23 protein-coding genes are annotated in these 25,216 nt (G+C 72.2%); 13 read left to right on the top strand and 10 right to left on the bottom strand.

All coding sequences use genetic code 11. The annotated features are described in order from the left end of the window. Window positions 1-23: 23 nt before the first annotated feature. From rpoB to DEJ31_RS05780, 5 genes are all read right to left on the bottom strand, one after another. Window positions 24-3,512: a DNA-directed RNA polymerase subunit beta gene (gene rpoB, locus DEJ31_RS05800; RefSeq protein WP_110903685.1), complete on the bottom strand. Its 3,489-nt coding sequence runs from the start codon at window positions 3,510-3,512 to the stop codon at window positions 24-26. A 360-nt stretch (window positions 3,513-3,872) separates the two neighbouring features. Then, entirely contained in the window at window positions 3,873-4,493 is a 621-nt protein-coding gene (locus tag DEJ31_RS05795) for a hypothetical protein (RefSeq protein WP_111121418.1), read from the bottom strand. A 347-nt stretch (window positions 4,494-4,840) separates the two neighbouring features. Continuing rightward, entirely contained in the window at window positions 4,841-5,350 is a 510-nt protein-coding gene (locus DEJ31_RS05790; RefSeq protein ID WP_111121417.1) for a response regulator, read from the bottom strand. Beyond that, window positions 5,347-6,636: a sensor histidine kinase gene (locus DEJ31_RS05785; RefSeq protein WP_181433464.1), complete on the bottom strand. Its 1,290-nt coding sequence runs from the start codon at window positions 6,634-6,636 to the stop codon at window positions 5,347-5,349. The genes DEJ31_RS05790 and DEJ31_RS05785 overlap by 4 nt, the downstream gene beginning before the upstream one ends. Continuing rightward, window positions 6,636-7,043 carry a hypothetical protein gene (locus DEJ31_RS05780; protein ID WP_146243102.1) on the bottom strand — a complete coding sequence of 136 codons (408 nt, stop codon included), beginning with the start codon at window positions 7,041-7,043 and terminating at the stop codon, window positions 6,636-6,638. The genes DEJ31_RS05785 and DEJ31_RS05780 overlap by 1 nt, the downstream gene beginning before the upstream one ends. Here DEJ31_RS05780 and DEJ31_RS05775 point away from each other — a divergent pair. The 6 genes from DEJ31_RS05775 to DEJ31_RS05750 all read left to right on the top strand — a co-directional run bounded on the left by DEJ31_RS05775 (window position 7,042) and on the right by DEJ31_RS05750 (window position 12,111). After that, entirely contained in the window at window positions 7,042-7,884 is an 843-nt protein-coding gene (locus DEJ31_RS05775) for a spermidine synthase (protein WP_111121414.1), read from the top strand. The genes DEJ31_RS05780 and DEJ31_RS05775 overlap by 2 nt on opposite strands. 108 nt (window positions 7,885-7,992) lie before the next feature. Next, entirely contained in the window at window positions 7,993-8,634 is a 642-nt protein-coding gene (locus DEJ31_RS05770) for a DUF4064 domain-containing protein (RefSeq protein WP_111121413.1), read from the top strand. Window positions 8,635-8,743: 109 nt separating this feature from the next. Continuing rightward, window positions 8,744-9,556 carry a hypothetical protein gene (locus DEJ31_RS05765; protein ID WP_111121412.1) on the top strand — a complete coding sequence of 271 codons (813 nt, stop codon included), beginning with the start codon at window positions 8,744-8,746 and terminating at the stop codon, window positions 9,554-9,556. Beyond that, window positions 9,553-10,059 (top strand): SprT-like domain-containing protein, encoded by a 507-nt coding sequence (locus DEJ31_RS05760; RefSeq protein ID WP_258366182.1) that lies wholly within the window; start codon window positions 9,553-9,555, stop codon window positions 10,057-10,059. The genes DEJ31_RS05765 and DEJ31_RS05760 overlap by 4 nt, the downstream gene beginning before the upstream one ends. A gap of 9 nt (window positions 10,060-10,068) precedes the next feature. Then, a complete protein-coding gene (locus DEJ31_RS05755; protein WP_111043514.1) occupies window positions 10,069-10,764 on the top strand; it encodes a CGNR zinc finger domain-containing protein in 696 nt (231 codons plus the stop codon). A gap of 96 nt (window positions 10,765-10,860) precedes the next feature. Next, window positions 10,861-12,111 (top strand): Nramp family divalent metal transporter, encoded by a 1,251-nt coding sequence (locus DEJ31_RS05750; RefSeq protein WP_111121411.1) that lies wholly within the window; start codon window positions 10,861-10,863, stop codon window positions 12,109-12,111. A 57-nt stretch (window positions 12,112-12,168) separates the two neighbouring features. Here the strand turns inward: DEJ31_RS05750 and DEJ31_RS05745 are convergent, their stop codons facing one another. Then, window positions 12,169-12,471, bottom strand: coding sequence for a DUF427 domain-containing protein (locus tag DEJ31_RS05745; RefSeq protein ID WP_110903675.1), 303 nt, complete (start codon window positions 12,469-12,471; stop codon window positions 12,169-12,171). A gap of 51 nt (window positions 12,472-12,522) precedes the next feature. After that, window positions 12,523-13,131: a hypothetical protein gene (locus DEJ31_RS05740; protein WP_111121410.1), complete on the bottom strand. Its 609-nt coding sequence runs from the start codon at window positions 13,129-13,131 to the stop codon at window positions 12,523-12,525. Between the two features lie 158 nt (window positions 13,132-13,289). Between DEJ31_RS05740 and DEJ31_RS05735 the strand changes: the two genes are divergently transcribed. From DEJ31_RS05735 to DEJ31_RS05720, 4 genes are all read left to right on the top strand, one after another. Next, the gene (locus tag DEJ31_RS05735; RefSeq protein ID WP_111043517.1) at window positions 13,290-13,922 is read left to right on the top strand and encodes a GNAT family N-acetyltransferase; all 633 of its coding nucleotides are present in this window, start codon (window positions 13,290-13,292) and stop codon (window positions 13,920-13,922) included. Between the two features lie 68 nt (window positions 13,923-13,990). Further along, window positions 13,991-14,464, top strand: coding sequence for a hypothetical protein (locus DEJ31_RS05730; protein ID WP_111121409.1), 474 nt, complete (start codon window positions 13,991-13,993; stop codon window positions 14,462-14,464). Window positions 14,465-14,480: 16 nt separating this feature from the next. Continuing rightward, entirely contained in the window at window positions 14,481-15,113 is a 633-nt protein-coding gene (locus tag DEJ31_RS05725; RefSeq protein WP_111043519.1) for a DUF1684 domain-containing protein, read from the top strand. Window positions 15,114-15,123: 10 nt separating this feature from the next. Beyond that, on the top strand, window positions 15,124-15,483 hold the full coding sequence (locus DEJ31_RS05720) for a GntR family transcriptional regulator (protein WP_111043706.1): 360 nt from the start codon (window positions 15,124-15,126) through the stop codon (window positions 15,481-15,483). A gap of 70 nt (window positions 15,484-15,553) precedes the next feature. Here the strand turns inward: DEJ31_RS05720 and DEJ31_RS05715 are convergent, their stop codons facing one another. Further along, window positions 15,554-16,450: an endo alpha-1,4 polygalactosaminidase gene (locus tag DEJ31_RS05715; RefSeq protein ID WP_258366181.1), complete on the bottom strand. Its 897-nt coding sequence runs from the start codon at window positions 16,448-16,450 to the stop codon at window positions 15,554-15,556. Window positions 16,451-16,859: 409 nt separating this feature from the next. Between DEJ31_RS05715 and DEJ31_RS05710 the strand changes: the two genes are divergently transcribed. Both DEJ31_RS05710 and DEJ31_RS05705 read left to right on the top strand, forming a co-directional pair. Further along, window positions 16,860-18,491 carry a DEAD/DEAH box helicase gene (locus DEJ31_RS05710; RefSeq protein WP_110903669.1) on the top strand — a complete coding sequence of 544 codons (1,632 nt, stop codon included), beginning with the start codon at window positions 16,860-16,862 and terminating at the stop codon, window positions 18,489-18,491. Between the two features lie 113 nt (window positions 18,492-18,604). Continuing rightward, complete coding sequence (locus tag DEJ31_RS05705) at window positions 18,605-18,805, top strand: CsbD family protein (protein ID WP_110824283.1); 201 nt, start codon at window positions 18,605-18,607, stop codon at window positions 18,803-18,805. Between the two features lie 122 nt (window positions 18,806-18,927). On the opposite strand, the gene DEJ31_RS05700 is transcribed toward DEJ31_RS05705, so the two are convergent. Together DEJ31_RS05700 and DEJ31_RS05695 are read right to left on the bottom strand one after the other, a co-directional pair. Next, the gene (locus DEJ31_RS05700) at window positions 18,928-19,482 is read right to left on the bottom strand and encodes an NUDIX hydrolase family protein (protein WP_110903668.1); all 555 of its coding nucleotides are present in this window, start codon (window positions 19,480-19,482) and stop codon (window positions 18,928-18,930) included. A gap of 146 nt (window positions 19,483-19,628) precedes the next feature. Beyond that, window positions 19,629-20,312 carry a PadR family transcriptional regulator gene (locus DEJ31_RS05695; RefSeq protein ID WP_375537614.1) on the bottom strand — a complete coding sequence of 228 codons (684 nt, stop codon included), beginning with the start codon at window positions 20,310-20,312 and terminating at the stop codon, window positions 19,629-19,631. A 150-nt stretch (window positions 20,313-20,462) separates the two neighbouring features. Between DEJ31_RS05695 and DEJ31_RS05690 the strand changes: the two genes are divergently transcribed. Further along, window positions 20,463-25,211, top strand: coding sequence for an ATP-dependent helicase (locus DEJ31_RS05690; protein ID WP_111121535.1), 4,749 nt, complete (start codon window positions 20,463-20,465; stop codon window positions 25,209-25,211). The last annotated feature ends 5 nt before the right edge of the window (window positions 25,212-25,216 follow it).

Genomic DNA, 25,216 nt, shown 5'->3' with positions numbered 1-25,216 from the left:
CGAAACGTGTTCAGCGGGCGGGATCAGATGTCGTCGACGGACGACGACTCGAACCGCGAGGAGATGTTGATGCCGAGCTCTTCAGCGGCACGGAAGACCTCGTCGTCCGTGTCGCGCAGGCTGACCGCCTGGCCGTCCGCCGAGAGGACCTCGACGTTCAGGCAGAGCGACTGCATCTCCTTCATGAGGACCTTGAACGACTCCGGGATGCCGGGCTCCTGGATGTTCTCGCCCTTGACGATCGCCTCGTAGACCTTCACGCGGCCGAGGATGTCGTCGGACTTGATCGTCAGGAGCTCCTGGAGGGCGTACGCGGCACCGTATGCCTCGAGCGCCCACACCTCCATCTCACCGAAGCGCTGTCCACCGAACTGCGCCTTCCCACCCAGCGGCTGCTGCGTGATCATCGAGTACGGGCCGGTCGAACGGGCGTGGATCTTGTCGTCGACCAGGTGGTGCAGCTTCAGGATGTACATGTAGCCGACCGACACGGGCTCCGGGAACGGCTCGCCGGAGCGGCCGTCGAAGAGCTGTGCCTTGCCCGAGGAACCGATCAGGCGCTCGCCGTCACGGTTCGGGAGCGTGGAGTCGAGGAGGCCCTCGATCTCGCGCTCGTACGCACCGTCGAACACCGGCGTGGCGACCTTCGTGCCGGGGGCTGCGCTGTGCGCGGCTTCCGGCAGGTTCTCGGCCCACTCCTGGATGCCCTCGACCTGCCAGCCCTGCTTGGCGAGCCACCCGAGGTGGATCTCCAGGACCTGGCCGAAGTTCATGCGACCGGGGACGCCGAGCGGGTTGAGGACGATGTCCACCGGGGTGCCGTCCGCGAGGAACGGCATGTCCTCCACGGGCAGGATCGTCGAGATGACGCCCTTGTTGCCGTGGCGGCCGGCGAGCTTGTCACCCGCGGTGATCTTGCGCTTCTGGGCGATGTAGACGACCACGCGCTGGTTGACGCCCGAGCCGAGCTCGTCGTCGCCGTCCTGCGAGTCGAACACCTTGACGCCGATGATCGTGCCCTCTTCACCGTGGGGCACCTTGAGCGAGGTGTCGCGGACTTCGCGCGACTTCTCGTTGAAGATGGCACGGAGCAGGCGCTCTTCAGCGGACAGCTCGGTCTCGCCCTTCGGCGTGACCTTGCCGACCAGGATGTCGCCGGGGCGGACCTCGGCACCGATCCGGATGATGCCGCGCTCGTCGAGGTCGGCCAGGAGGTCCGGGCTGACGTTCGGCAGATCGCGGGTGATCTCTTCCTTGCCGAGCTTGGTGTCGCGGGCGTCGACCTCGTACTCCTCGATGTGGATCGAGGAGAGCGTGTCGTCCTTCACGAGGTTCTGCGACAGGATCATCGCGTCCTCGTAGTTGTAGCCCTCCCACGGCATGAACGCGACGAGGAGGTTCTTGCCGAGCGCGAGCTCGCCGTTCTCCGTCGCGGGGCCGTCGGCGATGACCTCGCCCTGCTCCACACGCTCACCGGCGCTGACGATCACGCGGTGGTTGTAGCTGGTGCCCTGGTTGGAGCGGTCGAACTTGCGCAGGTAGAAGGTCTGCGTGCCACCCTCGTCGAGCTGCAGGGTCACGGCGTCGGCCGAGACCTCGGAGACGACGCCGGCCTTGTCGGCGGTCACGACGTCACCGGCGTCGATGGCGGTGTAGCCCTCCATGCCGGTACCGACGAGCGGCGACTCGGAGCGGAGGAGCGGCACGGCCTGGCGCTGCATGTTCGCACCCATGAGCGCGCGGTTCGCGTCGTCGTGCTCGAGGAACGGGATGAGCGAGGTCGCGACCGACACCATCTGGCGCGGCGAGACGTCCATGTAGTCGACCTCGTCGCGGGCGACGAGTTCGACCTCTCCGCCCTTCTTGCGGACGAGCACCTTGTCGTCGGCGAAGTGGAAGTCGTTCGTCAGCGGGGCGTTGGCCTGCGCGACGACGAACTCGTCCTCTTCGGAAGCGGTCAGGTAGTCGATGGTCTTCGTGACCTCGCCGTCGACGACGCGACGGTACGGGGTCTCGATGAAACCGAACGAGTTGATCCGACCGAACGACGCGAGCGAACCGATCAGGCCGATGTTCGGGCCTTCCGGGGTCTCGATCGGGCACATGCGGCCGTAGTGCGACGGGTGAACGTCACGGACCTCGACGCCGGCGCGCTCACGGGACAGACCACCCGGGCCGAGGGCCGACAGGCGACGCTTGTGCGTCAGACCCGCGAGCGGGTTGTTCTGGTCCATGAACTGCGACAGCTGGGACGTCCCGAAGAACTCCTTGATCGCGGCGACGACGGGACGCACGTTGATGAGCGTCTGCGGCGTGATGGCCTCGATGTCCTGCGTGGTCATGCGCTCGCGGACGACGCGCTCCATGCGGGACAGACCGGTGCGGACCTGGTTCTGGATCAGCTCGCCGACCGCGCGGATGCGACGGTTGCCGAAGTGGTCGATGTCGTCCACGTCGAGGCGGAGCTGGACCGGCTCACCGTCACGGACGCCGTCCATGTGGGTGCGCTCGGCGTGCAGGGACACCAGGTACTTGATCGTCGCGACGATGTCCTGCACGGTGAGCACCGAGTCGGACAGCGGGGCGTCGATGCCGAGCTTGCGGTCGAGCTTGTAGCGACCGACCTTGGCCAGGTCGTAGCGCTTCGAGTTGAAGTAGAAGTTGTCGAGGAGCGCACGCGCGGCCTCGGCAGCGACCTGCTCGCCCGGACGCAGCTTGCGGTAGATGTCCTTGAGCGCCTCTTCCTTCGTGAGGACGGCGTCCTTCTCGAGGGTCGACTCCATCGACGCGAAGCCCTGGAACTCCTCCATGATCTCTTCGCTCGTCAGGCCGAGGGCCTTGAGGAAGACGGTCACGGACTGCTTGCGCTTGCGGTCGATGCGCACGCCCACCTGGTCGCGCTTGTCGATCTCGAACTCGAGCCAGGCGCCACGGGACGGGATGATGCGAGCCGAGTAGATGTCCTTGTCGGACGTCTTCTCCTGCTGGCGCTCGAAGTACACGCCCGGCGAGCGGACGAGCTGCGAGACGACGACACGCTCGGTGCCGTTGATGATGAACGTGCCGCGCTCGGTCATGAGCGGGAAGTCACCCATGAAGACCGTCTGCGTCTTGATCTCACCGGTCATGTGGTTCATGAACTCGGCGTTGACGTAGAGCGGGGCAGCGTAGGTCTTGCCACGCTCCTTGCAGTCGTCGATGGAGTACTTCGGGTCCTCGAGCTCCGGGGACGTGAACGAGAGCTGCATGGTCTCGCCGAGGTCCTCGATCGGGGAGATCTCCTCGAAGATCTCCTCGAGGCCGGAGTGCAGCGCGAGGTCGGTACGACCCTGCTCCTGCCCTTCGGCGAGGCGGGCCTTCCATGCGTCGTTGCCGACGAGCCAGTCGAAGCTCTCCGTCTGGAGGGCGAGCAGATCAGGAACCGTGAGGGTGTCCGTGATCTTGGCGAACGAGAGTCGCGAGTGGTTGCGACCGTTCTTGGGGTTGGTGGATGCGTTGGGCGCAGCAGCCAAGGGTGTGACCTCCGGTAGGCCCCGTCGGGCCGACACTGACGAAGCAGTGTGTAGGTGAGTGGATTGATCGCTCGGCGCAACCCGGTGATCAGGACACGAGTACGGTGTGCTCCGGGTCCGGAGCCGCGTGTGGGATGATCGGTGAGCGGGCCCCGCCGCCATATACGGGACCGGCATCACCAGGCGTGTTCAGCGAAGCACCTGCTGAGAGGCGTCTTCGTGGAACTCGGTCGACCGCAATATGACGACACGGATGCCAGGGAGCGCGAACTATCATCATAGGTGGCTCGACAGTGCGCTGTCCAGTCCCTGGCTTGACCGAGATCGAGTCCGACGTGTATAAGCCCCGGGCGACCGGTCTCATTCCCCGGCGGAGGGCCCTGCAGGCCCGCCGGGACGGCCACCAGGACCAGTGGCAGCGGCGCCGACCAGCGCCCGCACTGCGTCCTGCGGCCGGTCGCTCCGCACGAACGTCGTCCGTCCTGACGCGTCGGTGATCTCCACACCGGGCCCCGGCGTGAGCACCAGGGCGCGGCGACGACGACCGATCCGCAACCCGAGGCCGCCGTAGGTGCGCGCGTCCGCCTCGGTCACCCGGACGGCCGTGATGCTGCGCCGGGCGATGCGCCGCCGCGGGAGCGGGCGGAAGTGCAGGACGACGGCGTCCTCGGTGACGGTCAGGCCGGCCCGGGCGACCAGCGCCAGGACCCCGACGACGACCGCGACGAGGCCGGGGATCACGAGCGCCGACTCCGGCGCGTCCCCGGGCCAGCCGAGGACGGCTGCGGTGAGCGCCAGCCCGGCGGCCAGGACGACCCCGCCGACGACGCGCATCCAGGCTGGCGCACCCTGGTGGTCGTCGACGAGCGGACGGGAGGCACGGCTCGGCCCCGCCGTGCTCCGTACCCGGTCCGGAGCGGACGTCGGCGACCGGTCCGGTCGGCTCGGTCGGACGGGGACGGACATGGTGTCGGCGGTCATGGGGTGCTCCTTCGGGCGCGGGGCCCGGACGTCGTGCGGCGGTGCGTCTGCAGCGGTGCGTGGTGCAGCGCTCGGTGCAGCGGTGCGCGGTGCAGCGGTACGGGTGGACGCGGAGCACGTCGTCGAGACCCGCGACGGGAGCGGGGCTCGTCGTCGGGCAGGCGTCCGGGTCGGACCCCTGCGGGGACGCCCGAGGGACCGGGACGACGGGCACGACCGGTCGGTGGGGACCCGCGGTCGCGTCGCTCGTCGTCGTGAGGACCGCACCACGGTACGTCGCGAGGCTTGACGTCCCCTGTCAGTCGATGCAGAAGCATCGATCAGCGCGGTACGACGAGCCCGGCCGGTCAGCGCAGGACGCGGGCGACCGCCTCCGCCCGGGTCCGGACGCCGAGCATCGCGAAGACCTGGTTGACGGAGGACTTCACGGTCGGCACGGTCAGGAACAGCTCGGCGGCGATCTCGGGGTTCGTCCGGCCGTCGGCGATCCGGGTCAGCACGTCGGCCTCGCGCGGGGTCAGCCCCGGGAAGTGGCCGGCTTCCTTCGTCAGGTAGCCGCGGGCCCCGGCGGCGAGCGCGGTGAGGATCGAGTCGTCGTCCGCGTGCGTGGTCAGCACGAGGACCGCGACCTGCGGGTGTCCTGCGGTGATCCGCCCGGTCGCCGCCGCCCCGTCGAGGACGGGCATCCGCAGGTCCATGAGCACGACGTCCGGCGTGAGCGCCTCGACCATCGCGACGGCGGCCGCGCCGTCCTCGGCTTCGCCCACGACATCCAGGTCGTCGACGAGCGAGAGCACCGTCACCAGTCCGTCACGGACGATCGCCTGGTCGTCGGCGACGAGGACCCGGATCGTCACGAGGTCCGGCCGGTCGTTCCGTCGACGCCGGGCCGGTCGGCGACCTGGGCGACGGGCACGTGCATCGCGACGACGAACTCGCCGTCGGACCGCTCCGCCTCGACGGTCGCGTCGGTGCCGAGCTCTTCAAAGCGCTCGCGCATCCCGAGCAGGCCGTGTCCGTCCGCGGCGACCGGGTTCGCGACCACGACGTCCACGGCGTCGCCGTCCCGGATGACGGACAGGGACACGGGGCGGCCGGGAGCGTGCCTGCGGGCGTTGCTGAGGGCCTCCCGGACGCCGGCCATGACGACCGCGCGGGTGGGCTCGTCGACGTCGGGCAGGTCGAGGTCGCCCTGCACGACTGCGGTGCCACCGAAGGAGCGGTGCGCGTCGACCAGGGCGGCGATGCCGTCGCCGGCCGGCCGGGAGGTCCGTGCCGACTCCGGCGCACTGCTCTCGTCGGACGAGGGGTCGCCCTGGGCGACGGCGGTCTCCGTGCCCGTGTCGGCGTCGGCGTCGGGCAGGTCGTCGCGGAGGGCGCGGACGGCCCGACGTGCCTCGGCGAGCCCGTCGGCGGCGAGCGCGCGGGCATCGGTCGCGCGCCGTCGGGCGTCGTCGACCCGGCCGACCTCGAGCAGGGCCTCCACCGCGTCGAGCTGCAGGACGAGTGCGCCGAGCGAGTGCGCGAGGACGTCGTGCACGTCCCGGGCGTCCCGGGCCCGGTCGGCGAGCAGGCGGGCACGCTGCTGGTCGCGGTCGGCCTGGCGGGCCTGCTCCTCGAGGACGCGCGTCTGTTCCTCCGCAATCCGGAGCTGTCGGCGGCTGATGCCGATCACGACGCCGAGTGCCAGGCCGAGGGCGACACCGAGGACCAGGGCGACCGATGTGCCGACGACCGTCGCGATCCCGGCGACGACGACCACGGCGGCGAGTGCGGCGAGGACGGCAGCCCAGCCGGGGAGGGTCGGCGCGGCTCCGAGGACCACGAGCCCGATGATGACCGGGACGAGCAGGAGTCCGTCGGTGTGGACGACCGCGAGCGACCCCGCGGCGACCATCAGCACGGCCGAGGGCACGACGACGCGGGGTGGGCCGTACTCGCGGACCGCCCACGCGGCGAGCGCCACGGCACCGCCACCCCAGACCCAGACGGGGAGTTCCTGGGCGACGCCGTTCCGGACGAACCAGAAGGCGACGACGACGATGCCGATCGCGGTGAGCCCGACGGACAGCCCGGCGCGGGACCGGCCCCGTGCGGAGTCGGTCCCGGCGTCACGCCCCTCGGGGCCGCGGAGGTCGCTCATCACACCATCATGCCGCGGGCGGTGCGGGCGTCGTGCTGGAGGCGCTGGTCGACGACCAGTGCCGGGGCGGCGCGGTTGACGGCGAGCATGAGGAGGATGACGCCGGTCGAGGTGGGCAGGTGTGCGCCGAGGTGGGCACCGACGACGTCGAGGCCGATCCGGACGACGATGAGGGCGATCCAGAGGCCGGCACCGACCCAGCCGGTGCGGGACTGCATGGTGCGTCCCTTCCCGTCGGGGGTGCCGACGGTCCGGAAGCGGGTGCGGCCGCCCATCGCGAGGCCGATGCCGACGGAGAGCAGCGCCTCGATGCCGAGGAAGACGACGTCCTGGGAGGCCGCGTCCGCCGGCCCACCACCCACGGGTGGGGACCGGGCAGGGGTCCGGGTGGTGTTCCATGGACGCATGGCTGATGCGTTCGACGGGTTCCGGGTGGGTGCGGGGTACGCGGTCGTCGAACCAGACCGACACCGTCCGGGGTCGTTCACCCTGGTGGTGGACGGGACGCCGCAGTCGCACGTCGACCTCGAGGACCCGACGCACCTGGCGTTCGAGTACATCCGGCGGATCGGGCACGCGATCGACCTGCTGCCGCCGGGGCCGGTGACGGCGCTGCACCTGGGCGCCGGCGCGCTGACGCTGCCGCGGTACGTGGCGGTGACCCGGCCGGGTTCCCGGCAGCAGGTCATCGAGCTCGAACGGGACCTGGTCGACCACGTCCGGGACGCCCTGCCGTTCCCCCGCGGCGCCTCGATCCGGGTGCGGTACGGCGACGCCCGCGAGGTGCTCGAGAAGCTGCCCGCGGGGCTCCGCGGCACGGTGGACCTGGCCGTCGTGGACGTGTTCTCGGGGGCACGCACGCCCGCGCACGTCACGAGCGTGGAGTTCTACCGCTCCGTGGCGTCGTTCCTGTCCCCGACCGGCATGGTCGCGGTGAACGTCGCGGACGGTGCCGGACTGGCGTTCGCCCGCGGGCAGGCGGCGACGCTGCAGTCGGTGTTGCCCTCGGTGGCGGCGGTGGCGGACACCGGGATGCTGAAGGGCCGACGCTTCGGCAACATCGTGCTGCTCGGCTCCCCCGGCGAGTTGCCGATCGCCGACATGCCCCGGCGGTACTCGTCCGATCCGCTGCCGAGCAAGGTCATCCACGGTGACGAGCTGCGGTCCTTCATCGCGGGGGCACCCATCGTCACCGACACCACGGCCGTCGGGTCGCCGGAGCCGAACCGGTCGGTCTTCGGCGCCTGAGCCCCGGCTGCGGATCACCTCCTGGCCGCACCCTGCGCGGGGGACGCTGCCAGGATGGGCTGAGCACGCCGCGCCAGCGCGCGACCGCACACCACGAGGAGGCCGCCGATGACCAACGACGATCGCAACGACCAGCAGCCGCGCTACGGCGAGCGCGTCAGCCCGGAGCAGGGCGGAGCGCCGCGGTACGAGGACCAGCCGACACAGCAGTACGGGCAGCAGCAGTCCGCACCGAATTGGGGCCAGCCGACACAGCACGGGCAGCAGCAGTACGGGCAGCCGCAGCAGTACGGCAACCAGCAGCAGCACGGCGGGGCGCCCGCATGGCACTCGTACGAGGAGCCCGCGAAGAAGAAGAAGACCGTCGGCCTGATCGCGTTCGCCGCAGCCGTCATCGCGCTCGTGATCGGGGTGATCGCCGGCGTCATGCTCGGCACCGCACTGTCGAGCAGTCAGCTGCTGCAGGACTACGCGCAGAACGGCGGATCCGGCAACCCCGCCGACTCGCAGGAGCTCCAGCGTCAACTCATGCAGGACCCGGAGGCGATGGCAGGACTCGGCACCGGCGCCGTCCTCATGCTCGTCGGTTCGGTCTTCGGCCTGTGGGCGATCGTGCAGGGCATCGTCGCGATCGTCGCGAAGCGCGGTCGGCTCTGGGGTGTCCTGGCGATCGTCCTCGCCGTCCTGGCCGCCGTGGTGGCCGGTGCGGTCTACATCGGTGTCGCCGCCAGCTCCTTCAACGGGATGTGACCAGCAGCACTCTCGAGCACGGCCCGTCCCGGAGACCCGGGGCGGGCCGTCCGCGTTCGTGCGCGTGGCACGGACACCTCCCGGGGCGACGCGGATACCCTCGACCGTGATGTCCCTCCCGCCCGAAGAACGCCGAGACCACGACCGTGCCGACCAGGCCCGGGAGCCCCGTCATGCCGCTCCGGTGACCGCCGGGGTCAGCCCGGGCAGCACCTTCGCGCCGGTCAGCCTCCGCCCGGCCGTCGACGTCCAGGCCGTGCAGGACCGCCTGCGGGACCTCGGGCAGAGCCGCAGCACCGACGCCCTGGCCGAACGTGCCGAGCTGCTCCGCCTGCTCGGACGGCTGGACGAGGCGCTGACCGTCGCCGAAGAGGTGTTCCGGCTGACGATGTTCACCGGGGAACGCCAGGACAAAGTGGCCGCCCGGATCCGCCGCGCTCACGTCCTGCACGACCTCGGGCGGTACGAACGTGCGGCGACCGAGGCCTCGATGGCGCGGGACACCGCCGCGACCGAGGAGTGGCCGGAGCTCGAGGGCGCCGCCGCCGAACTCGAGGGCTGGTCCCTCTACGAGCTGTCCCGCTTCGAGGAGGCCCGCGCCGTCCTCAGTCGGTCGTACGACGCGTTCCGCGCTGCCGGCGCCCCGGCGGAGCGCACCGAGGCGCTCCGGACCGCCGTCGAGGCCGCGCTCCGGGCCTCCATGACGCAGCCCGCGGTCGAACCGGAGGCCGAACGCCCGCGGACCGCACGCGACTTCGCGGTGCGCACCGACTCGGAGCCCGCACCTCGTCCGGCCGAGACCGCGCCGCAGGTGCCGCCGGCCCCGCGTCGGGTGCTCGGCGCCCCGGACGCGGCGCGGACCGAGGGCGACTCGCTCTGGGGTCGGCTGGCGCGTCCGTCCCGCACGGACCGGGACGAGTGACCCCGCTCGACCACGTGCGGAACCGCGCCGCCGAGCTGATGGGGCACCACCTGCCCGACGGCTCGTGGGTCTTCGCGTTCGACAACGCGAAGACCCGTGCCGGCCAGTGCGACTTCGCGCGACGCCGGATCACGGTGAGCCGCCACCTCGCGGTCCGCTCCACCCCGGAGGACGTCGAGCAGGTGCTGCTGCACGAGATCGCACACGCGCTGAGCGGGCCGCGCGCCGGACACGGTCCCACGTGGCGGCGGACGGCCCAGGGCCTCGGGTACACGGGCTCGCGGCTGCACGACGGCCCGATCGCCAGCGAACTGGCCCCGTGGGTGGGGACCTGTCCCGCGGGGCACGAGCACTTCCGGTACCGCACGCCAACTCGCCCGCTGGCGTGCGCGCGCTGCGGTCGGCGGTTCGACGAGCGGAACGTGATCACGTGGCACCGCCGGAACGGAACGGCTAGCCCAGCCTCGGGAGATCGTGTCGGAGGCGCGCCGCGCACCCGTTAGCCTGGGCGGATGCGAACAGGGCAGGACATCCGGACCGATGCCGGGTCCTCGTGGTTCTTCGACGCCGGTCGGATCGCCCTGGACTTCGCCCACACCGGTGGGTTCGCCGACGACCCGGACCGTCGACGCCCCCGCGGTCACCTCGGCGAGTTGCTGGCCACACCCGCTGACCTCGACGAGTGGCTCGGGTTGCACACCGAACCGATCGACGTCGGGGCGACCGCCCGCGAGCTGCAGGACGCCCGTGCGCTCCGGGCCGCGATCGCCCGCCTGGCCACCGCCGCCGCTCCGGCACCCGCCGACTCCGCCGCCGAACGGACCGCGGTCGCGGCGGGCCTCCGTGCCGGGACCGGACGGACCCGGCCGGTGCCGGACGACATCGACACGGTGAACCTGTTCGCCGCCCTGCCGGACGTGCCCCCGAGCCTCCCGGGTGGCCGACGCCGTGCCGGGGCGAACCGGGTGCGGCTGGCGCAGGCACTGTCGAGCGTCGCGCGCGACGCGGTCGCCCTGCTCACCGAGGTCGGGTTCGACGACGTCGAGGCCGACGGCCGGCCGGCACGCCTGAGCCGCTGTTCAGCGCCGGACTGCGGCCTCGTGTTCTACGACTCCTCGCGTGGCGGCACGCGCCGCTGGTGCTCGATGCAGCGCTGCGGCAACCGCGCGAAGGTCCGGGCCCACCGGGCCCGGCGCGCGGCCGTCTGAGCGGAGCTCGGGGCGCGCTCCCCGAAGACCCGCGGAGATCGGACGGCTCGTCGAAAGTCTGGATTCGGCGCACCGAAACTCTGGCATGGTGGGTGCATGACGGACACCGCTGCCCCGGTCGTGGGCCACCGCCCGCCCGGTCGTCGAGCCACCGGACTCGGACTCCTCGGCCCGGCGTTCGTCGCGGCGATCGCCTACGTCGACCCCGGCAACGTCGCCGCGAACCTGACAGCCGGCGCCCGCTACGGGTATTTGCTGCTCTGGGTCCTGATCGCCGCGAACGCGAGTGCCGTCGTCGTCCAGTACCTCTCCGCGAAGCTCGGCATCGTCACGGGGAAGTCGCTGCCGGAACTGCTCGGTCTGCGGATGCGCCGCGCACCCCGGCTGCTGTTCTGGGTGCAGGCCGAGGTCGTCGCCGCCGCAACCGACGTCGCCGAGGTGATCGGCGGCGCCCTCGCCCTGCACCTGCTCTTCGGCGTCCCGCTCGTGGTCGGCGGCGTGATCACCGGCGTGGTCTCGATGGCGATCCTGCTGCTGCAGCACCACCACGGTGCCCGGACCTTCGAGGCCGTCGTCACGGCGATGCTCGCGGTCCTGACGATCGGGTTCTGCGCGGGACTGCTGTTCGCGCAGGTCTCCCCCGGGGCACTGCTCGCGGGCATCGCGCCGCGGTTCGCCGACTCCGGCTCGGTGTTGCTCGCGGCGTCGATGCTCGGTGCGACGGTGATGCCGCACGCCGTCTACCTGCACTCGGCGTTGGCCCGCGACCGACACGGCGACACCCCGGTGGCTCCGGAACGCCGACGCGTGCTGGTGGCGACGCGGTGGGACGTGGCCCTGGCGCTCGTCCTCGCCGGCGGGGTGAACATCAGCATGCTCGTCCTCGCCGCCGCCACACTGCAGGGGGTGTCGGGCACCGACTCGATCCCGGGAGCGCAACACGCCATCGCCGAGAACGTCGGCCCCGTCGTCGGGGTGCTCTTCTCGGTCGGGCTGCTGGCGTCCGGGCTCGCGTCGACCTCGGTCGGCTGCATGGCCGGAGCGGAGATCATGCACGGCCTGCTGCACATCCGGGTCCCGCTCGTCGTGCGGCGGCTCGTGACACTCGTGCCGGCGATCGTCCTGCTGGCGCTGCAGTACGACGCGACACAGCTGCTGGTGATCAGCCAGGTGGTGCTGAGCTTCGGGATCGCCTTCGCGATCGTGCCCCTGGTGGCCTACACGTCCCGGCGGAGCGTCATGGGCGACGACGTGAACGCGGTCGGGACGCGTGTGCTCGCGTGGCTCATCGCGGCGGTGATCGTCGCACTGAACGTCGCGCTGATCGTGCTCACCGTCACGGGGTGACGCCACGGAGGTGCCGCGGCCGCGCAGCACGAGCGGGTGCGGTGCGGCCGCGGGTGCTCACTCGGAGACCTCGACGTCCTTCCAGAACGCCACGTACCCGCTGTAGTCCTTGCCGACGCGGTCGAACGACGTCGGGATCGGCTCCGGGTAGGACCACGCGTTGTCGACGTGCTGCTGCCCGTCGACGGTCACGGTCCAGTACTGCGTGTCGCCCTTCCACGGGCAGTGGTACTGGGTGGGGCTCTCGCTGAAGAGCTCGGTCTTCACGCTCGCCGGCGGGAAGTACCAGTTGCCCTCGATCTGGATGAGGTCCGTCTCCGGGGCCTCCGCGATGACGGTGTCACCGATCAGTGCCTGCATGGCTCACTCCTCGTTCTTCGCCGTCGGTGGGACGGCGGTCGAACCGGGACGTTACGCCCGCTCGGTGGACGGCCGCAGCGTGACCAGCTCCGGGCCCACGGCGAGCGCCGCGTGGACACGCTCGACACCGAGCACGTCTGCCGACTCGGATGCGGTCACCAGGTGTCTCACCGCCCGCCGGAGGCCCGTCCACGCCGCGCAGGCCGCCGCGGCCTCGGGTGAGGTGTGGTCGATCCCGGTGGTCACGAGGGCGTCGATCACGGCCCCCGCCGCGAGCAGGTCCTCGACCGCGAACTCCGGCACCGCGGGCACGTCGGGGAACTCGCCGGCGTCGTCCGCCGCACCGCCGCCGACGGGCTCATCGAGGTGACCGGCAGCAACGACCGCCACGACACAGCGGCCGCCGCGGTCGGCCTGGAGGCGCAGCACCCGTTCCGCGACGGTCGTCACGTTCCCCAAGTGGCCGAGCACGACCTCCGGCCCGACCGGCAGCAGCGTGAGGGGCGCGTGGTGTCCGTCCGGTCCCGGTGCCGCTGCTGCTGCTGGGGTCGGGAGGACGTCGACCCAGACGAGGAGGTGCGCGTCCGCGGCGATCCGTGCCGCTCCCGCCGCACCCCAGCCGAACCGGACCTGGTACCTCCGCTGCCCTCGTTCCTGCACCCTGACACGATACCGAGACGCGAGCGGGTGCCCACCGTCTCGTCGCGGGTGCACGGCGGTCGCTGGATGCACCGTGCATGCGGTGTGTGTCGTGCACACGGGATGTGATGGCCCGCACGCAGCCTGGGTGTGGGCGCCGGCCGGTACGATCCGATGCCATGGAGACCGACCCCGCGCCCACCCTCACCGGCGACCGCGTCACGCTCGAGCCCCTGTCGCTCGAGCACGCGGACGACCTCCGGGCAGCGGTCGCGGACGGGGACCTCTGGCGCGCCTGGTACACGTCCGTCCCCGCGCCGTCGCAGGTCGACACCGAGATCGATCGACGCCTGTCCGAGCAGGCCGCCGGCCGGATGGTGCCCTTCGCCGTGCGGGACCGCCCGACCGGCCGGGTCGTCGGCGCCACCACGTTCCTCAACCTCGACCGTGAGAACCGCCGGGTCGAGGTCGGGGCGACCTTCCTCGCCGCGTCGTCGCAGCGCACCGGCATCAACACCGAGGCGAAGCTGCTGCTGCTCTCGCACGCGTTCGAGACATGGCAGTGCATCGCCGTCGAGTTCCGGACGCACTGGCACAACACCCGGTCCCGTGCGGCGATCAGCGGGCTCGGCGCGAAGCAGGACGGGGTCATCCGGAACCACTCGATCGGGCGGGACGGCAGCATGCGCGACACCGTGGTGTTCTCCGTCATCCAGTCGGAGTGGCCGACCGTGCGGCTGTCGTTGTCTGAACGTCTGCGCAGCCACGACCGGGCGGAGGGCGCGCGCCGCCGCTCGGCTCGTCACGCCTGAACCCGGGCCCGCCCCTCACCGCGGGAGTGCGCGGCCGGACCCCAGCCCGTCCGCGTAGCGTCCGCCGCATGCACGTCGGTCTCCGCATCGTCCTGGACGCTCCCGTCGACGCCGTCCGGGACGCCCTCCTCCGGCCGTCCGTGATGGTCGCCGTCACGAAGCCGTTCCTCGTCTACCGCTCGCTCGACCCCGCCGGGTTCCCCGAGCACTGGACCCCGCATCAGCCGCACCCGATCAGCGCGTCGACGTTCGGCCTGGTGCCGAGTGGGTCGAGCCACGTCGACATCGACCTGCACCAGACCGACGGGGTCCCGGTCCAGGTCGACCGCGGTGGTGGCACGAGCGGCCTGTTCGCCCGGATGGACATGCGGCACCGGATGGCCGTCTCCGCGCTCCCCGACGGCCGGACCCTGTTCCGCGACCGCCTGACCTACGGCACGCGCCCCGCGCTCCTCGGCGTCGCGCTCTGGCCCGGCATGTGGGTCATCTGGCAGTGGCGGGCGTTCCGGATGCGCGCACTCGCCCCCAGCTGGCGGGCGTGAGCGTACGCTCGACGACGTGCCCCAGACGGAGACCGCCGACCGCGTCCGCACCGCCCTCGCCACCGCCGACTGGCGTCGCGACACGTTCGACCTCTTCCGCCGGGTCCGGGCCACGCCCGAGCCCGAGGCGGCGCACACGCTGTGGCGCGAGGGGCGCGACGCGATGTTCGCCGGACACCCGGCCAGTCCGCTGCTCCCCGAGGACGCCGCCGGGTTCACCTCGCTGCCCTTCCCGGCGTACGACCCGGCCTGGCGCTTCCACGTCCGGATCGAGGAGGCCGAGCCACGGGTGCTCGACGTCGAGACCGGCACCGACGGCATCGTGCACTTCGACCGACTCGGCGTGGTGCAGGTCCCCGGCGTGGGCTCGCTCGACGTCTGGGAGCACGGCGGGTACGCGGGCGGGCTGTTCGTCCCCGTGAAGGACGCGAGCGCCGGCAAGCCGGGCGGCACGTACGGCGGCGGGCGCTACCTCATCGACACCATCAAGGGCTCCGACCTGGGTGGCGATGACGGCGAGCTGGTCCTCGACTTCAACTTCGCGTACAACCCGTCGTGCGCGTACGACCCGGCGTGGGCGTGCCCGCTCGCGCCTCCCGGCAACACCCTGCCCGTGGCGGTCCCCGTCGGCGAGCGGTACGGCTCCTAGGGTGGACCGCATGTCGGGATTCGTCGCGATCGACGCCGGTGGCCGCGTGCCGCCCTTCGAGCAGGTGCGCTCGCAGCTCGCAGCCCAGATCGCCGCTGGGTACCTGGTCGACGGAGAGCGCCTGCCCAGCGTCCGCGGACTGGCCGCCGAACTCGGGCTCGCCGCCGGGACGGTCGCGAAGGCCTACCAGCTGCTCGAGGAAGCGGGGCTCGTGCAGACCGCGCGCGGGGCGGGGACCCGGGTGGTGCGCCCCGCCGCCGTCCCCGAGTCGGTGACGCACGCCGCGGCCGCCCTGGTCGCGGTCGCCCGCGAGGCCGGTCTGTCGGCTGACCAGACGGCGGCCGCGTTGCACGACGCCTGGCCCGTGTAGGCCCGCACACCACCGCATCCGCGCTGGACACGAGGCCTTCCCGGGGCGCCCGGACCCCGACCGGGTCCGCTCAGCAGTGGCGGAAGACGTACCCGTCCTCGCCGGCGGCGACGAGTTCCCGGTCGCGGAGGATCGTCATCCGCGGGCGGTCGGTCATCGCGCAGACAGCGGACCACTTCCCCTGCAGCGTGTCCGCGTACTCGACGTCGATCACCCGCGCCCCGTACACGTCCGTGTAGGCGGCGCACTCGTCGTACTGCACGCACTCCTCGGCGACGGCGAAGTCGAACCCCGTGCGCTCCCGTCCGGAGACGCCGAGTTGCGGGGTGTTCTTCTGCGCGGCGGCCAGGCCGTGCTGGTGGGCGACCCGGACGAGCGACGTCGCCAGTGCGAGGTTCCCCGAGCGGGTCAGACGTCCACCGGAGCGGGTCCACGAGTCCAGGTTGTCGAACTCGACGGCGTCGAACCCGCGGTCGGCGCACCGGGCGATCGACCGCGTCGACACCGAGGTGATCGTGGCCCGGGCGCTCGCGGTCCGGGTGTCCAGGATGAGCTCGTCCGGCCAGCCCGGGTCGATGACGGGCTTGCCGGCCGCCGTGCGGAGGACCGCACCGGGGTGCTCGGACAGCCAGGAGGCCCGGTCCTCCGGCTGCGTCTGGAAGCCGTTGACGTAACAGATGCCGTAGGTGCCGGCGGCGGGCTTCGCGGTGCTGTCGCGCTCGACGATCGTCACCCCGGCGGGTGGTGTGTACGACCCGCCGAGCTGGTAGTCGGGGATGCCGCCGGTGGGCAGTGCACGTGCGGCGACGTCGACACCGGCGGTCGCGCCTCCCGTCCCGGCGTCATCGACGGTGTGCTGCGCGCCAGGGGCGGTGCCCGTGGGTCCCGCGCCGGCGGCACAGCCCGTCAGGCCGGTGACGGCGACTGCGAGCAGGGCGGTGGTGACGAGGGACCTGCGGGAGAGCACGAGGCATCCTCGCACGTCGCCGTGACCCGCTCGTGCCACCGTGCAGGAGGCCGCATCGCCACGCTCGCCGCGAACACCCCTCCCGTTCCGACGCCCGAGCCCGCTATGCTGGGACCACTCGAGGCACCGATCGCCTCGTGCGTCGTACGGACGCCCCCGAAACCTCCCGGTGTCCCGCACGAGTCCACGTGACTCCCGCGGAACCGACACCGATGTGTATCGTGCACCACCCTCGCCCCGGAACCCGTCCGGTGGCGCAGATCCCGGTGCCAGGCTCTCTGCTGCGGCGACAGCACCCGCACTCCAGCGCCGACGTCCTCCCGGACCCGGACCGCTGAGCGGATGCGCTCCCGCCCGCGCCGGCCTCGACCGCGCGCCCTTCCGGCCCTCACGGGCCCGAGAGGTCACCATGACCACCCAGAACACCACCCAGAGTGCTGACAGCACCGACGTCCGGTTCGCCGACCTCGGTGTCCCCACGCCGATGGTCGACGTCCTCGTCGCCCAGGGCAAGGAGAACGCCTTCCCGATCCAGGTCGACACCCTGCCCGACTCCCTCAAGGGCAAGGACGTGCTCGGCCGCGGCCGCACGGGTTCCGGCAAGACGATCGCCTTCGCGATCCCCCTCGCCGCCCGTCTCGCCGCGTCGGCCCGCAACCGTCGCGCCGGTCGCCCCCGCGCCCTCGTGCTCGCACCGACCCGCGAGCTCGCGACGCAGATCGACGCGACCCTCGCCCCCCTCGCCAAGGCGATGGGCCTGAACACGACGACCATCTTCGGTGGTGTGGGTCAGGGCCGTCAGGTCGAGGCACTGAACCGCGGCGTCGACATCGTCGTGGCCTGCCCGGGCCGCCTGGCGGACCTCATGCAGCAGGGCCACGTGCACCTGGACGCCATCGAGGTCACCGTCCTCGACGAGGCCGACCACATGGCGGACATGGGCTTCCTGCCCGGCGTCACCAAGATCATGCAGGCGACCCCGGTCAAGGGCCAGCGTCTGCTGTTCTCCGCCACGCTCGACAACGGCGTGGACAAGCTCGTCAAGAAGTTCCTGCACGACCCGGTGATGCACTCGGTCGACGACGAGAACAGCCCCGTCGAGGCGATGACCCACCACCTCTTCGAGGTCGCGGACGCCGACGCCAAGAAGGACCTGGTCAAGGCCCTCGCCTCCGGCACCGGCCGTCGCATCCTCTTCATGCGCACGAAGCACCACGCCAAGCGCCTCGCCAAGCAGCTCTCCAGCCAGGGCATCCCGGCCGTCGACCTGCAGGGCAACCTGTCGCAGGGTGCCCGCGAGCGGAACCTCGCCCGGTTCTCCTCCGGCGACGCGCTGGTCCTCGTCGCGACCGACGTGGCCGCCCGCGGTGTGCACGTCGACGCCGTCGAGCTCGTCGTGCACGTCGACCCGCCGACCGAGCACAAGGCGTACCTGCACCGCTCCGGCCGCACCGCCCGTGCCGGTTCGTCAGGTGACGTCGTCACCGTGACGATGCCCGCCGAGCGTCGCGACGTCGCGCAGATGATGCGTGCCGCCGCGATCAAGGTCACCCCGCAGCACGTCACCGCGACCTCCGCGGCCGTCACCGAGCTCGTCGGCGAGGTCGCCCCGTACCGCGAGGACACCACCCCGGCGCCCCAGCAGCAGCAGCCGCGCCGCCAGTCGTCCGGTGACGCCGCCGGCCAGGGCCGTGGCCGCTCGCGTGGTCGTGGCGCCCCCGCCGGTGGCACCGGTGGCCGGTCTGGAGGCTCGTCCTCCGCCGGTCGTTCCGCCGCCGGTTCCGAGTCGACCGGTTCCGGCGCACGCCGTGGCGGTCGCGCCGAGGGCGCCGGTCGTGACGACCGTCGTGGCGCCTCGGCCGGTCAGCGTGGCGGTGCCCCGCGCCGTGCCGGTTCCGACACCACCCGCGGTGGCTCGGCGTCGGTCTGGTCCTCGGACGGCGGCTACAGCGCCGGCCGTGCCCCGCGCGACGACGCTGCTCCCGCAGGCCGTCGTGGTGGCTCGCGCCGCGCCTCCCGTCCGGCCGGCTCCGGCCGCTGACCCCGGTCCTGGACGCTTCCTCCGAAGCGCGCGGATCGCGCGCGTACGGTTCTGGTCACCGGCGGGTGCGCGAGCAGCCGTCGGGGAACTTTCCGTTGTCGAGAGGAGCGCACATGGCTGGGATCGAAGACATCAAGAACGCCGCTGAAAAGGCGGCTGGCAAGGCCAAGGAAGGCTTCGGCAACGCCACGGACAACGACCGCCTGAAGGCCGAGGGTCAGACCGACCAGGGCAAGGCCTCGGCCAAGCAGGGCGTCACGGACGTGAAGGACGCAGCCCACGGCGTCGCTGACAGCTTCAAGAACGACAAGTAACGAAGCCGGTCTCGTACCACGCTGCGAAGCCCCCGGATCCGATCGGATCCGGGGGCTTCGTCGTTCGTGGGCTTCGTCGTTCATGGGCTTCGTCGTTCATGGGCCCGGACGCGTCCCAGCGGTCAGTGCAGCGCGCCGACCGAGGCGAGGCCGGCGCGGAGGAGCGTGCCGCGACCGCCCTCCATCTCGTCCGCGACAGCGTCGGACGCGGCCTCCATCGGGCTCATCCAGGTGAGCTCGAGGGCGTCCTGCCGCGGCTCGCACGTCCCGGTGACGGGGACGACGTACGCCAGGGAGATCGCGTGCTGCCGCTCGTCCGTGTAGACCGAGGCTCCGGGCAGCGGGAAGTACTCGGCGACCGTGAAGGGGTTCGGGCTCGCCGGCAGCTGCGGGAACGCCATCGGCCCGAGGTCCTTCTCGAGGTGGCGGAACAGTGCGGTGCGGATCGACTCGCCGTACATCACGCGGCCGGAGACCAGCGTCCGGGCGATCGACCCGCTCGGCGACACCCGCAGCAGCACCCCGACCTCGGTCACGACCCCGAGGCCGTCCAGGCGCACCGGCACCGCCTCGACGTAGGTGATCGGGAGACGACGGCGGACGGACGCGAGCTCCTCGTCCGACAGCCAGCCGGAGCCGGAGTCGGGATCGGGATCGGGGGTGCGCAGCGAGGACATGCACCGTTCCTACCAGGCCCGGTCGCGGAAACGGCCCCCGGCGCGGCTTCTGTGGACACCGACCGCTCGCGACGAACGGACGGGAGGCCTGTTGCCAGCTGGCAACGAGCCTCCCGCCCGGACTGTGGTGCTGCGGTGCGGACCGCTCAGTCGCTGAGGACCTGGAGCAGGTCGCGGCGCAGGCCGTCGATCTTCTCGGTGGCGGCCTTCGTCTGCTCCTCGGTCGCGCTCGTGCGGAACACGTGGACCACGCCCACGAGCTTCCGGAGGGCCTCGAAGAACTCGCGCTGCGAGTCCGGCATGCCGGGCGTGGACTCCCACGCGGCGGCGATCTCGTCGGCCTTGGCCTCGGCCTCGGCCCGACCGGCGTCGGTGAGCTCGAACAGGGTCTTCCGACCGTCGCCCGTGGAGACCACGAGCTCTTCGTCGACGAGCTGCTGGAGCGTCGGGTAGACCGAGCCGGGACTGGGCTTCCAGGCGCCGCCGGTGCGCTCGGCGATCGTCTTGATGACGGCGTAGCCGTTCTGCGGGCCCTCGGCGAGGAGCCCGAGGATGGCGAGGCGGACGTCGCCGCGGCGACGGCGCTCGCGGCCGGGGCCGAAGCCCGGACCGAAGCCGCCGCCGAACCCGGGGCCGAAGCCCGGTCCGCCGAACCCCGGGCCGCCGAAGCCGGGACCGAAGCCCCGGCCACCGCGGCCGTGTTCGTGGTCACCGTGGTCACGGCCGGGGAACCCGGCACCGTGGTGCTGTCGGGCGCTGCCGAAGCGCGGCCCGCGGGAGCCGCGACCGAAGGGGTCGCGGGGGGACGTGGAACTGTTCTCGTCGTTCATGGGGCGCATGACGACTCCTTTCGTGAAGTTGGTTCGCGATGGGTCCAAGACCGCTCGCGATGCTGTAACGATAGATCGTTGGTGTTCTCGTTGTCAAGCATCGATCCGCATGGCCTCCTGTCGGTGGTCAGGAGCAGGATGGAGCGGACCATGACGGACGTCTTCGAGCGCTTCTCCCCCGCCACCGCCGAGTGGTTCCGAGGGGCCTTCCGCGAACCGACGGCTGCGCAGGCCGGGGCGTGGGACGCCATCTCCACCGGGCAGCACGCTCTGGTCATCGCCCCGACGGGCTCCGGCAAGACCCTGGCTTCGTTCCTGTGGTCGATCGACCGGCTGATCTCGGCGTCGGACACCCCGCCCGCCAAGCAGCGCACCCGGGTGCTCTACGTCTCACCGCTCAAGGCGCTCGGCGTCGACGTCGAGCGGAACCTGCGCTCGCCGCTCGTCGGGATCACCCAGACGGCCAAGCGGCTCGGCCTCGAACCGCCGGACGTCACCGTCGGCGTGCGGAGCGGTGACACCCCCTCGTCCGACCGACAGAAGCTGCTCCGACTGCCACCGGACATCCTCATCACCACGCCCGAGTCCCTCTACCTGATGCTGACGTCGAAGGCGCGCGAGACCCTGGTGAACGTCGACACGGTCATCGTGGACGAGGTGCACGCGGTCGCGGCGTCGAAGCGCGGCGCCCACCTCGCCGTCTCCCTCGAGCGCCTCGACGACCTGCTCGAGAAGCCCGTGCAGCGCATCGGGTTGTCGGCGACGGTCCGCCCCGCCGAAGAGGTCGCCCGGTTCCTCGGCGGTCGAGCTCCCGTGCAGATCATCGCCCCGCCCGCGCAGAAGACCTTCGACCTGCGCGTGGTCGTGCCGGTCGACGACATGACCGAACTCGGCGCACCGCCGGTCGGGGCGGACGCGACCTCCGGGCCGACGAACGGGTCGATCTGGCCGCACGTCGAGGAATCCGTCGTCGACCTGGTCGAACAGCACCGGTCGACGATCGTCTTCGCCAACTCCCGGCGGCTCGCCGAACGGCTGACCGCTCGACTCAACGAGATCCACGAGGAACGGGCCCTGGCCGCAGCCGGCGACGGGGTCCTGGTCCCCGCGGGGGTCGTGCCCGAGGACGACGACCTGCCCGCTGCCCGACCAGCGGCGCGACCGGCCCCGACGCGTCCGCCCGCGCAGTTGATCGGTGGGTCCGGCCAGACCGACGGCGGTGGCTCCGACCGGACCGTCCCGGTGCTCGCCCGTGCGCACCACGGCTCGGTGTCGAAGGACCAGCGCGCGATCATCGAGGACGACCTGAAGTCCGGGCGACTCCGATGTGTGGTGGCCACCAGTTCGCTCGAACTCGGCATCGACATGGGCGAGGTCGACCTCGTCATCCAGGTGGAGGCACCACCCTCGGTGGCGAGCGGCCTGCAACGCGTCGGCCGTGCCGGGCACCAGGTCGGCGAGATCTCGCGCGGCGTGCTCTTCCCGAAGCACCGGGCCGACCTGGTCAACAGCGCCGTGACCGTCGAGCGGATGGTCGCAGGGCAGATCGAGTCGATCTCCGTCCCCGCGAACCCGCTCGACGTCCTCGCGCAGCACACCGTCGCCGCCGGGGCCATCGACACCGTCGACGTCGAGCACTGGTTCGAGCTCGTCCGCCGCAGTGCCCCGTTCAGCAGCCTGCCCCGGTCGGCGTTCGAGGCCACGCTCGACCTGGTCACCGGCCGCTACCCGAGCGACGAGTTCGCCGAACTCCGGCCGCGCCTGGTCTGGGACCGCGTGCACGGCACCCTCACCGGACGTCCCGGGGCCCAGCGCCTGGCGGTGACGAGCGGCGGCACGATCCCGGACCGCGGCATGTTCGGCGTCTTCATGGTCGGTGAACGGGCCTCCCGCGTCGGTGAACTCGACGAGGAGATGGTCTACGAGTCCCGCGTCGGCGACGTCTTCGCCCTCGGTGCCACCAGCTGGCGGATCGAGGAGATCACCCACGACCGGGTCCTGGTCAGCCCCGCGTTCGGACAGCCCGGCCGGGTGCCGTTCTGGAAGGGCGACGGGTTGGGACGACCGGCCGAGCTCGGTCGCGCCACCGGTGCCTTCGTCCGTGAAGTGGAGTCCGCGTCCGACGAGGACGCCCGCAGCCGCGTCGCCGCCGGCGGGCTGGACGAGCGTGCCGTGACGAACCTCATCACCTTCCTCCGCGACCAGCGCGCCGCCACCGGGCACGTGCCGAGCGACACCACGCTCGTCGTCGAGCGCTTCCGCGACGAACTCGGCGACTGGCGGCTCATCCTGCACTCCCCCTACGGCATGACCGTGCACGCGCCATGGGCCCTCGCGGTCGCTGCCCGACTGCGCGAGCGGCACGGGATCGACGGCGGCGCCATGGCCGCGGACGACGGCATCGTCGTGCGGATCCCGGAGACGGACGCCGAGCCTCCCGGGGCGGAACTGTTCGTCTTCGAGCGCGACGACCTCGAGACGATCGTCACCGACGAGGTCGGCGGTTCCGCGCTGTTCGCCGCACGCTTCCGCGAGTGCGCGGCCCGCGCACTCCTGCTCCCCCGCCGTGACCCCGGACGCCGATCACCGCTCTGGCAGCAGCGGCAGCGGGCGTCCCAGCTGCTCGAGGTGGCGCAGAAGTACCCGACGTTCCCGATCCTGCTCGAGACCGTGCGCGAAGTGCTGCAGGACGTGTACGACGTCCCCGCCCTCCTCGGCATCGCGGACGAGATCGCCCGACGACGGATCCGCCTGGTCGAGAGCGAGACCGAGCAGCCCTCGCCCTTCGCCCGCACCCTGCTGTTCGGGTACGTCGCCGCGTTCATGTACGAGGGCGACTCCCCGCTCGCCGAACGCCGGGCCGCCGCACTGTCGCTCGACTCGACCCTGCTCAGCGAACTGCTCGGTCGCGCGGAACTCCGTGAGCTCCTCGACCCGGCCGTCATCGACAGCGTCGAACGCGACCTGCAGCGACTCTCCCCGGACCGCCGCGCCCGCGATGTCGAGGGCATGGTCGACGTGCTGCGGCTCGTCGGTGCGCTGGACCTCGACGAGCTGGTCGACCGGAGCTGGCTGGCCGAGGCCACCGACCGGGCCGACGCCCATGCAACGCTCCGGACGGCGCTCGGAGGACTCGAGCGCGACCGTCGGGTCCTGGCGTTCTCGCACGCCGGGGCCACGCGCTGGGCCGTGATCGAGGACGCCTCCCGGCTCCGCGACGCCCTCGGGGTGCCGCTGCCGATCGGCGTGCCCACCGCCTTCGTCGAGCCGGTCGCGGACCCGCTCGGGGACCTGGTCGGCCGGTACGCCCGCAGCCACGGCCCGTTCGGCGCGCACGAGGCCGCAACACGCCTCGGCCTCGGCGTCGCCGTCGTGCAGGACACGCTGCGCCGACTGACCGCCGACCGTCGCCTGGTCGAGGGCGAGTTCCGCCCGGACCGCCAGGGCGCCGAGTGGTGCGACTCCGAGGTGCTCCGGCGTATCCGCACGAAGTCGCTCGCGGCACTCCGGCACGAGGTCGAGCCGGTCGCCCCGGACGCTTTGGCCCGCTTCCTGCCCGCCTGGCAGCACGTCCGCGTGCCCGGTGCGCGCGGCGGCCTGCGCGGCATCGACGGCGTGCTGCAGGTCGTCGACCAGCTCTCCGGGGTCGCCCTGCCGGCGAGTTCGTGGGAGTCGCTCGTGCTGCCCTCCCGCGTCTCCGACTACGCCCCGAGCATGCTCGACGAGCTGACCGCCACCGGCGAGGTGCTCTGGTCCGGCGGCGGCACCCTGCCCGGCAACGACGGCTGGGTCCGGCTGCACCTCGCGGAGACCGCCGCGACCACCCTCGCCGAGGCCGCGGGAGACGAGACCACCGAGCTGCAGCGGGACGTCCTCGGCGCCCTCGCCGGCGGCGGCGCGTACTTCTTCCGGCAGCTCGGCCAGGCCGTCGGCAGCACCGACGACTCCGCCCTGACCACCGCGCTGTGGGACCTGGTCTGGGCCGGCCAGATCACCAACGACACGTTCGCGCCACTCCGGGCGATGCTCGGCGGCAAGGCCCGGTCCTCCAGCGCGCCGCGCACCCGCGCCTACCGGGGGCGGCGCCGCCCGACGCTGCCGACGCAGTCCGGTCCGCCGAACGTCGGCGGACGCTGGTCGTTGCTGCCGCTCGCCGAACCCGACGCCACCGTCCGGGCGGCGGCGACCGCCGAACTGCTGTTGGAGCGGTACGGCGTCGTCACCCGTGGTGCCGTCCAGGTCGAGGGCGTCCGGGGCGGCTTCGCCGGGGTCTACCGCGTCCTGGCGAAGTTCGAGGAGTCCGGCCGCGCCCGACGCGGGTACTTCGTCGAGGGGCTCGGCGCCGCGCAGTTCGCCACCGGGCCGACCGTCGACCGCCTCCGCACGTACGCCCGTGACCTGGACGACGAGGAGCGCGCCGACCCCGACCGGGCACGCGAAGCCCTGACGCTGTCCGCCACCGACCCGGCGAACCCCTTCGGTGCGGCCCTGCCATGGCCGCACGACGCCGCAGCGGTCGACCCCGACGACCCCACCGCAGCCGACCCCGCGGCAGCCGGTGTCGGGCCGGTCGCACAGACCAGCGTGAGCACCGCCGCCGCGAAGGGCGGTGCCCGCGGACACCGTCCGGGTCGCAAGGCCGGTGCGCTCGTCGTGCTCGTCGACGGGCGGCTGGCCGTCTACGTCGAGCGCGGCGGCAAGAGCGTGTTGACCTTCACGGAGGACCCGGCCGACCTGGCGGCAGCCGCCACGTCGATCGCGGCGACCGTCCGGAGCGGGCTCGGCAAGCTGTCCGTCGAACGGGTCGACGGGGTCTTCGTGCTCGAGGCCCCGCTCGGCGACGCCCTCCGCACCGCCGGCTTCACCGCCACCCCGCAAGGGCTGCGACTCCGTGCTTGAGGTGG

This window comes from Curtobacterium sp. MCPF17_031, from assembly GCF_003234035.1.
Taxonomy (GTDB): Bacteria; Actinomycetota; Actinomycetes; order Actinomycetales; family Microbacteriaceae; genus Curtobacterium.
Note: the sequence above shows the minus strand (reverse complement) of the source record. Positions and strands in the feature narration are given on the sequence as shown.

Bases quoted from the DNA above. Each gene is read 5' to 3' on its own strand.
- DEJ31_RS05795 (WP_111121418.1), bottom strand. From the start codon at position 4,493: ATGACCGCCGACACCATGTCCGTCCCCGTCCGACCGAGCCGACCGGAC.
- DEJ31_RS05785 (WP_181433464.1), bottom strand. From the start codon at position 6,636: ATGAGCGACCTCCGCGGCCCCGAGGGGCGTGACGCCGGGACCGACTCC.
- DEJ31_RS05775 (WP_111121414.1), top strand. From the start codon at position 7,042: ATGGCTGATGCGTTCGACGGGTTCCGGGTGGGTGCGGGGTACGCGGTC.
- DEJ31_RS05780 (WP_146243102.1), bottom strand. From the start codon at position 7,043: ATGCGTCCATGGAACACCACCCGGACCCCTGCCCGGTCCCCACCCGTG.
- DEJ31_RS05770 (WP_111121413.1), top strand. From the start codon at position 7,993: ATGACCAACGACGATCGCAACGACCAGCAGCCGCGCTACGGCGAGCGC.
- DEJ31_RS05765 (WP_111121412.1), top strand. From the start codon at position 8,744: ATGTCCCTCCCGCCCGAAGAACGCCGAGACCACGACCGTGCCGACCAG.
- DEJ31_RS05755 (WP_111043514.1), top strand. From the start codon at position 10,069: ATGCGAACAGGGCAGGACATCCGGACCGATGCCGGGTCCTCGTGGTTC.
- DEJ31_RS05750 (WP_111121411.1), top strand. From the start codon at position 10,861: ATGACGGACACCGCTGCCCCGGTCGTGGGCCACCGCCCGCCCGGTCGT.
- DEJ31_RS05745 (WP_110903675.1), bottom strand. From the start codon at position 12,471: ATGCAGGCACTGATCGGTGACACCGTCATCGCGGAGGCCCCGGAGACG.
- DEJ31_RS05735 (WP_111043517.1), top strand. From the start codon at position 13,290: ATGGAGACCGACCCCGCGCCCACCCTCACCGGCGACCGCGTCACGCTC.
- DEJ31_RS05730 (WP_111121409.1), top strand. From the start codon at position 13,991: ATGCACGTCGGTCTCCGCATCGTCCTGGACGCTCCCGTCGACGCCGTC.
- DEJ31_RS05720 (WP_111043706.1), top strand. From the start codon at position 15,124: ATGTCGGGATTCGTCGCGATCGACGCCGGTGGCCGCGTGCCGCCCTTC.
- DEJ31_RS05710 (WP_110903669.1), top strand. From the start codon at position 16,860: ATGACCACCCAGAACACCACCCAGAGTGCTGACAGCACCGACGTCCGG.
- DEJ31_RS05705 (WP_110824283.1), top strand. From the start codon at position 18,605: ATGGCTGGGATCGAAGACATCAAGAACGCCGCTGAAAAGGCGGCTGGC.
- DEJ31_RS05700 (WP_110903668.1), bottom strand. From the start codon at position 19,482: ATGTCCTCGCTGCGCACCCCCGATCCCGATCCCGACTCCGGCTCCGGC.
- DEJ31_RS05695 (WP_375537614.1), bottom strand. From the start codon at position 20,312: ATGAACGACGAGAACAGTTCCACGTCCCCCCGCGACCCCTTCGGTCGC.
- DEJ31_RS05690 (WP_111121535.1), top strand. From the start codon at position 20,463: ATGACGGACGTCTTCGAGCGCTTCTCCCCCGCCACCGCCGAGTGGTTC.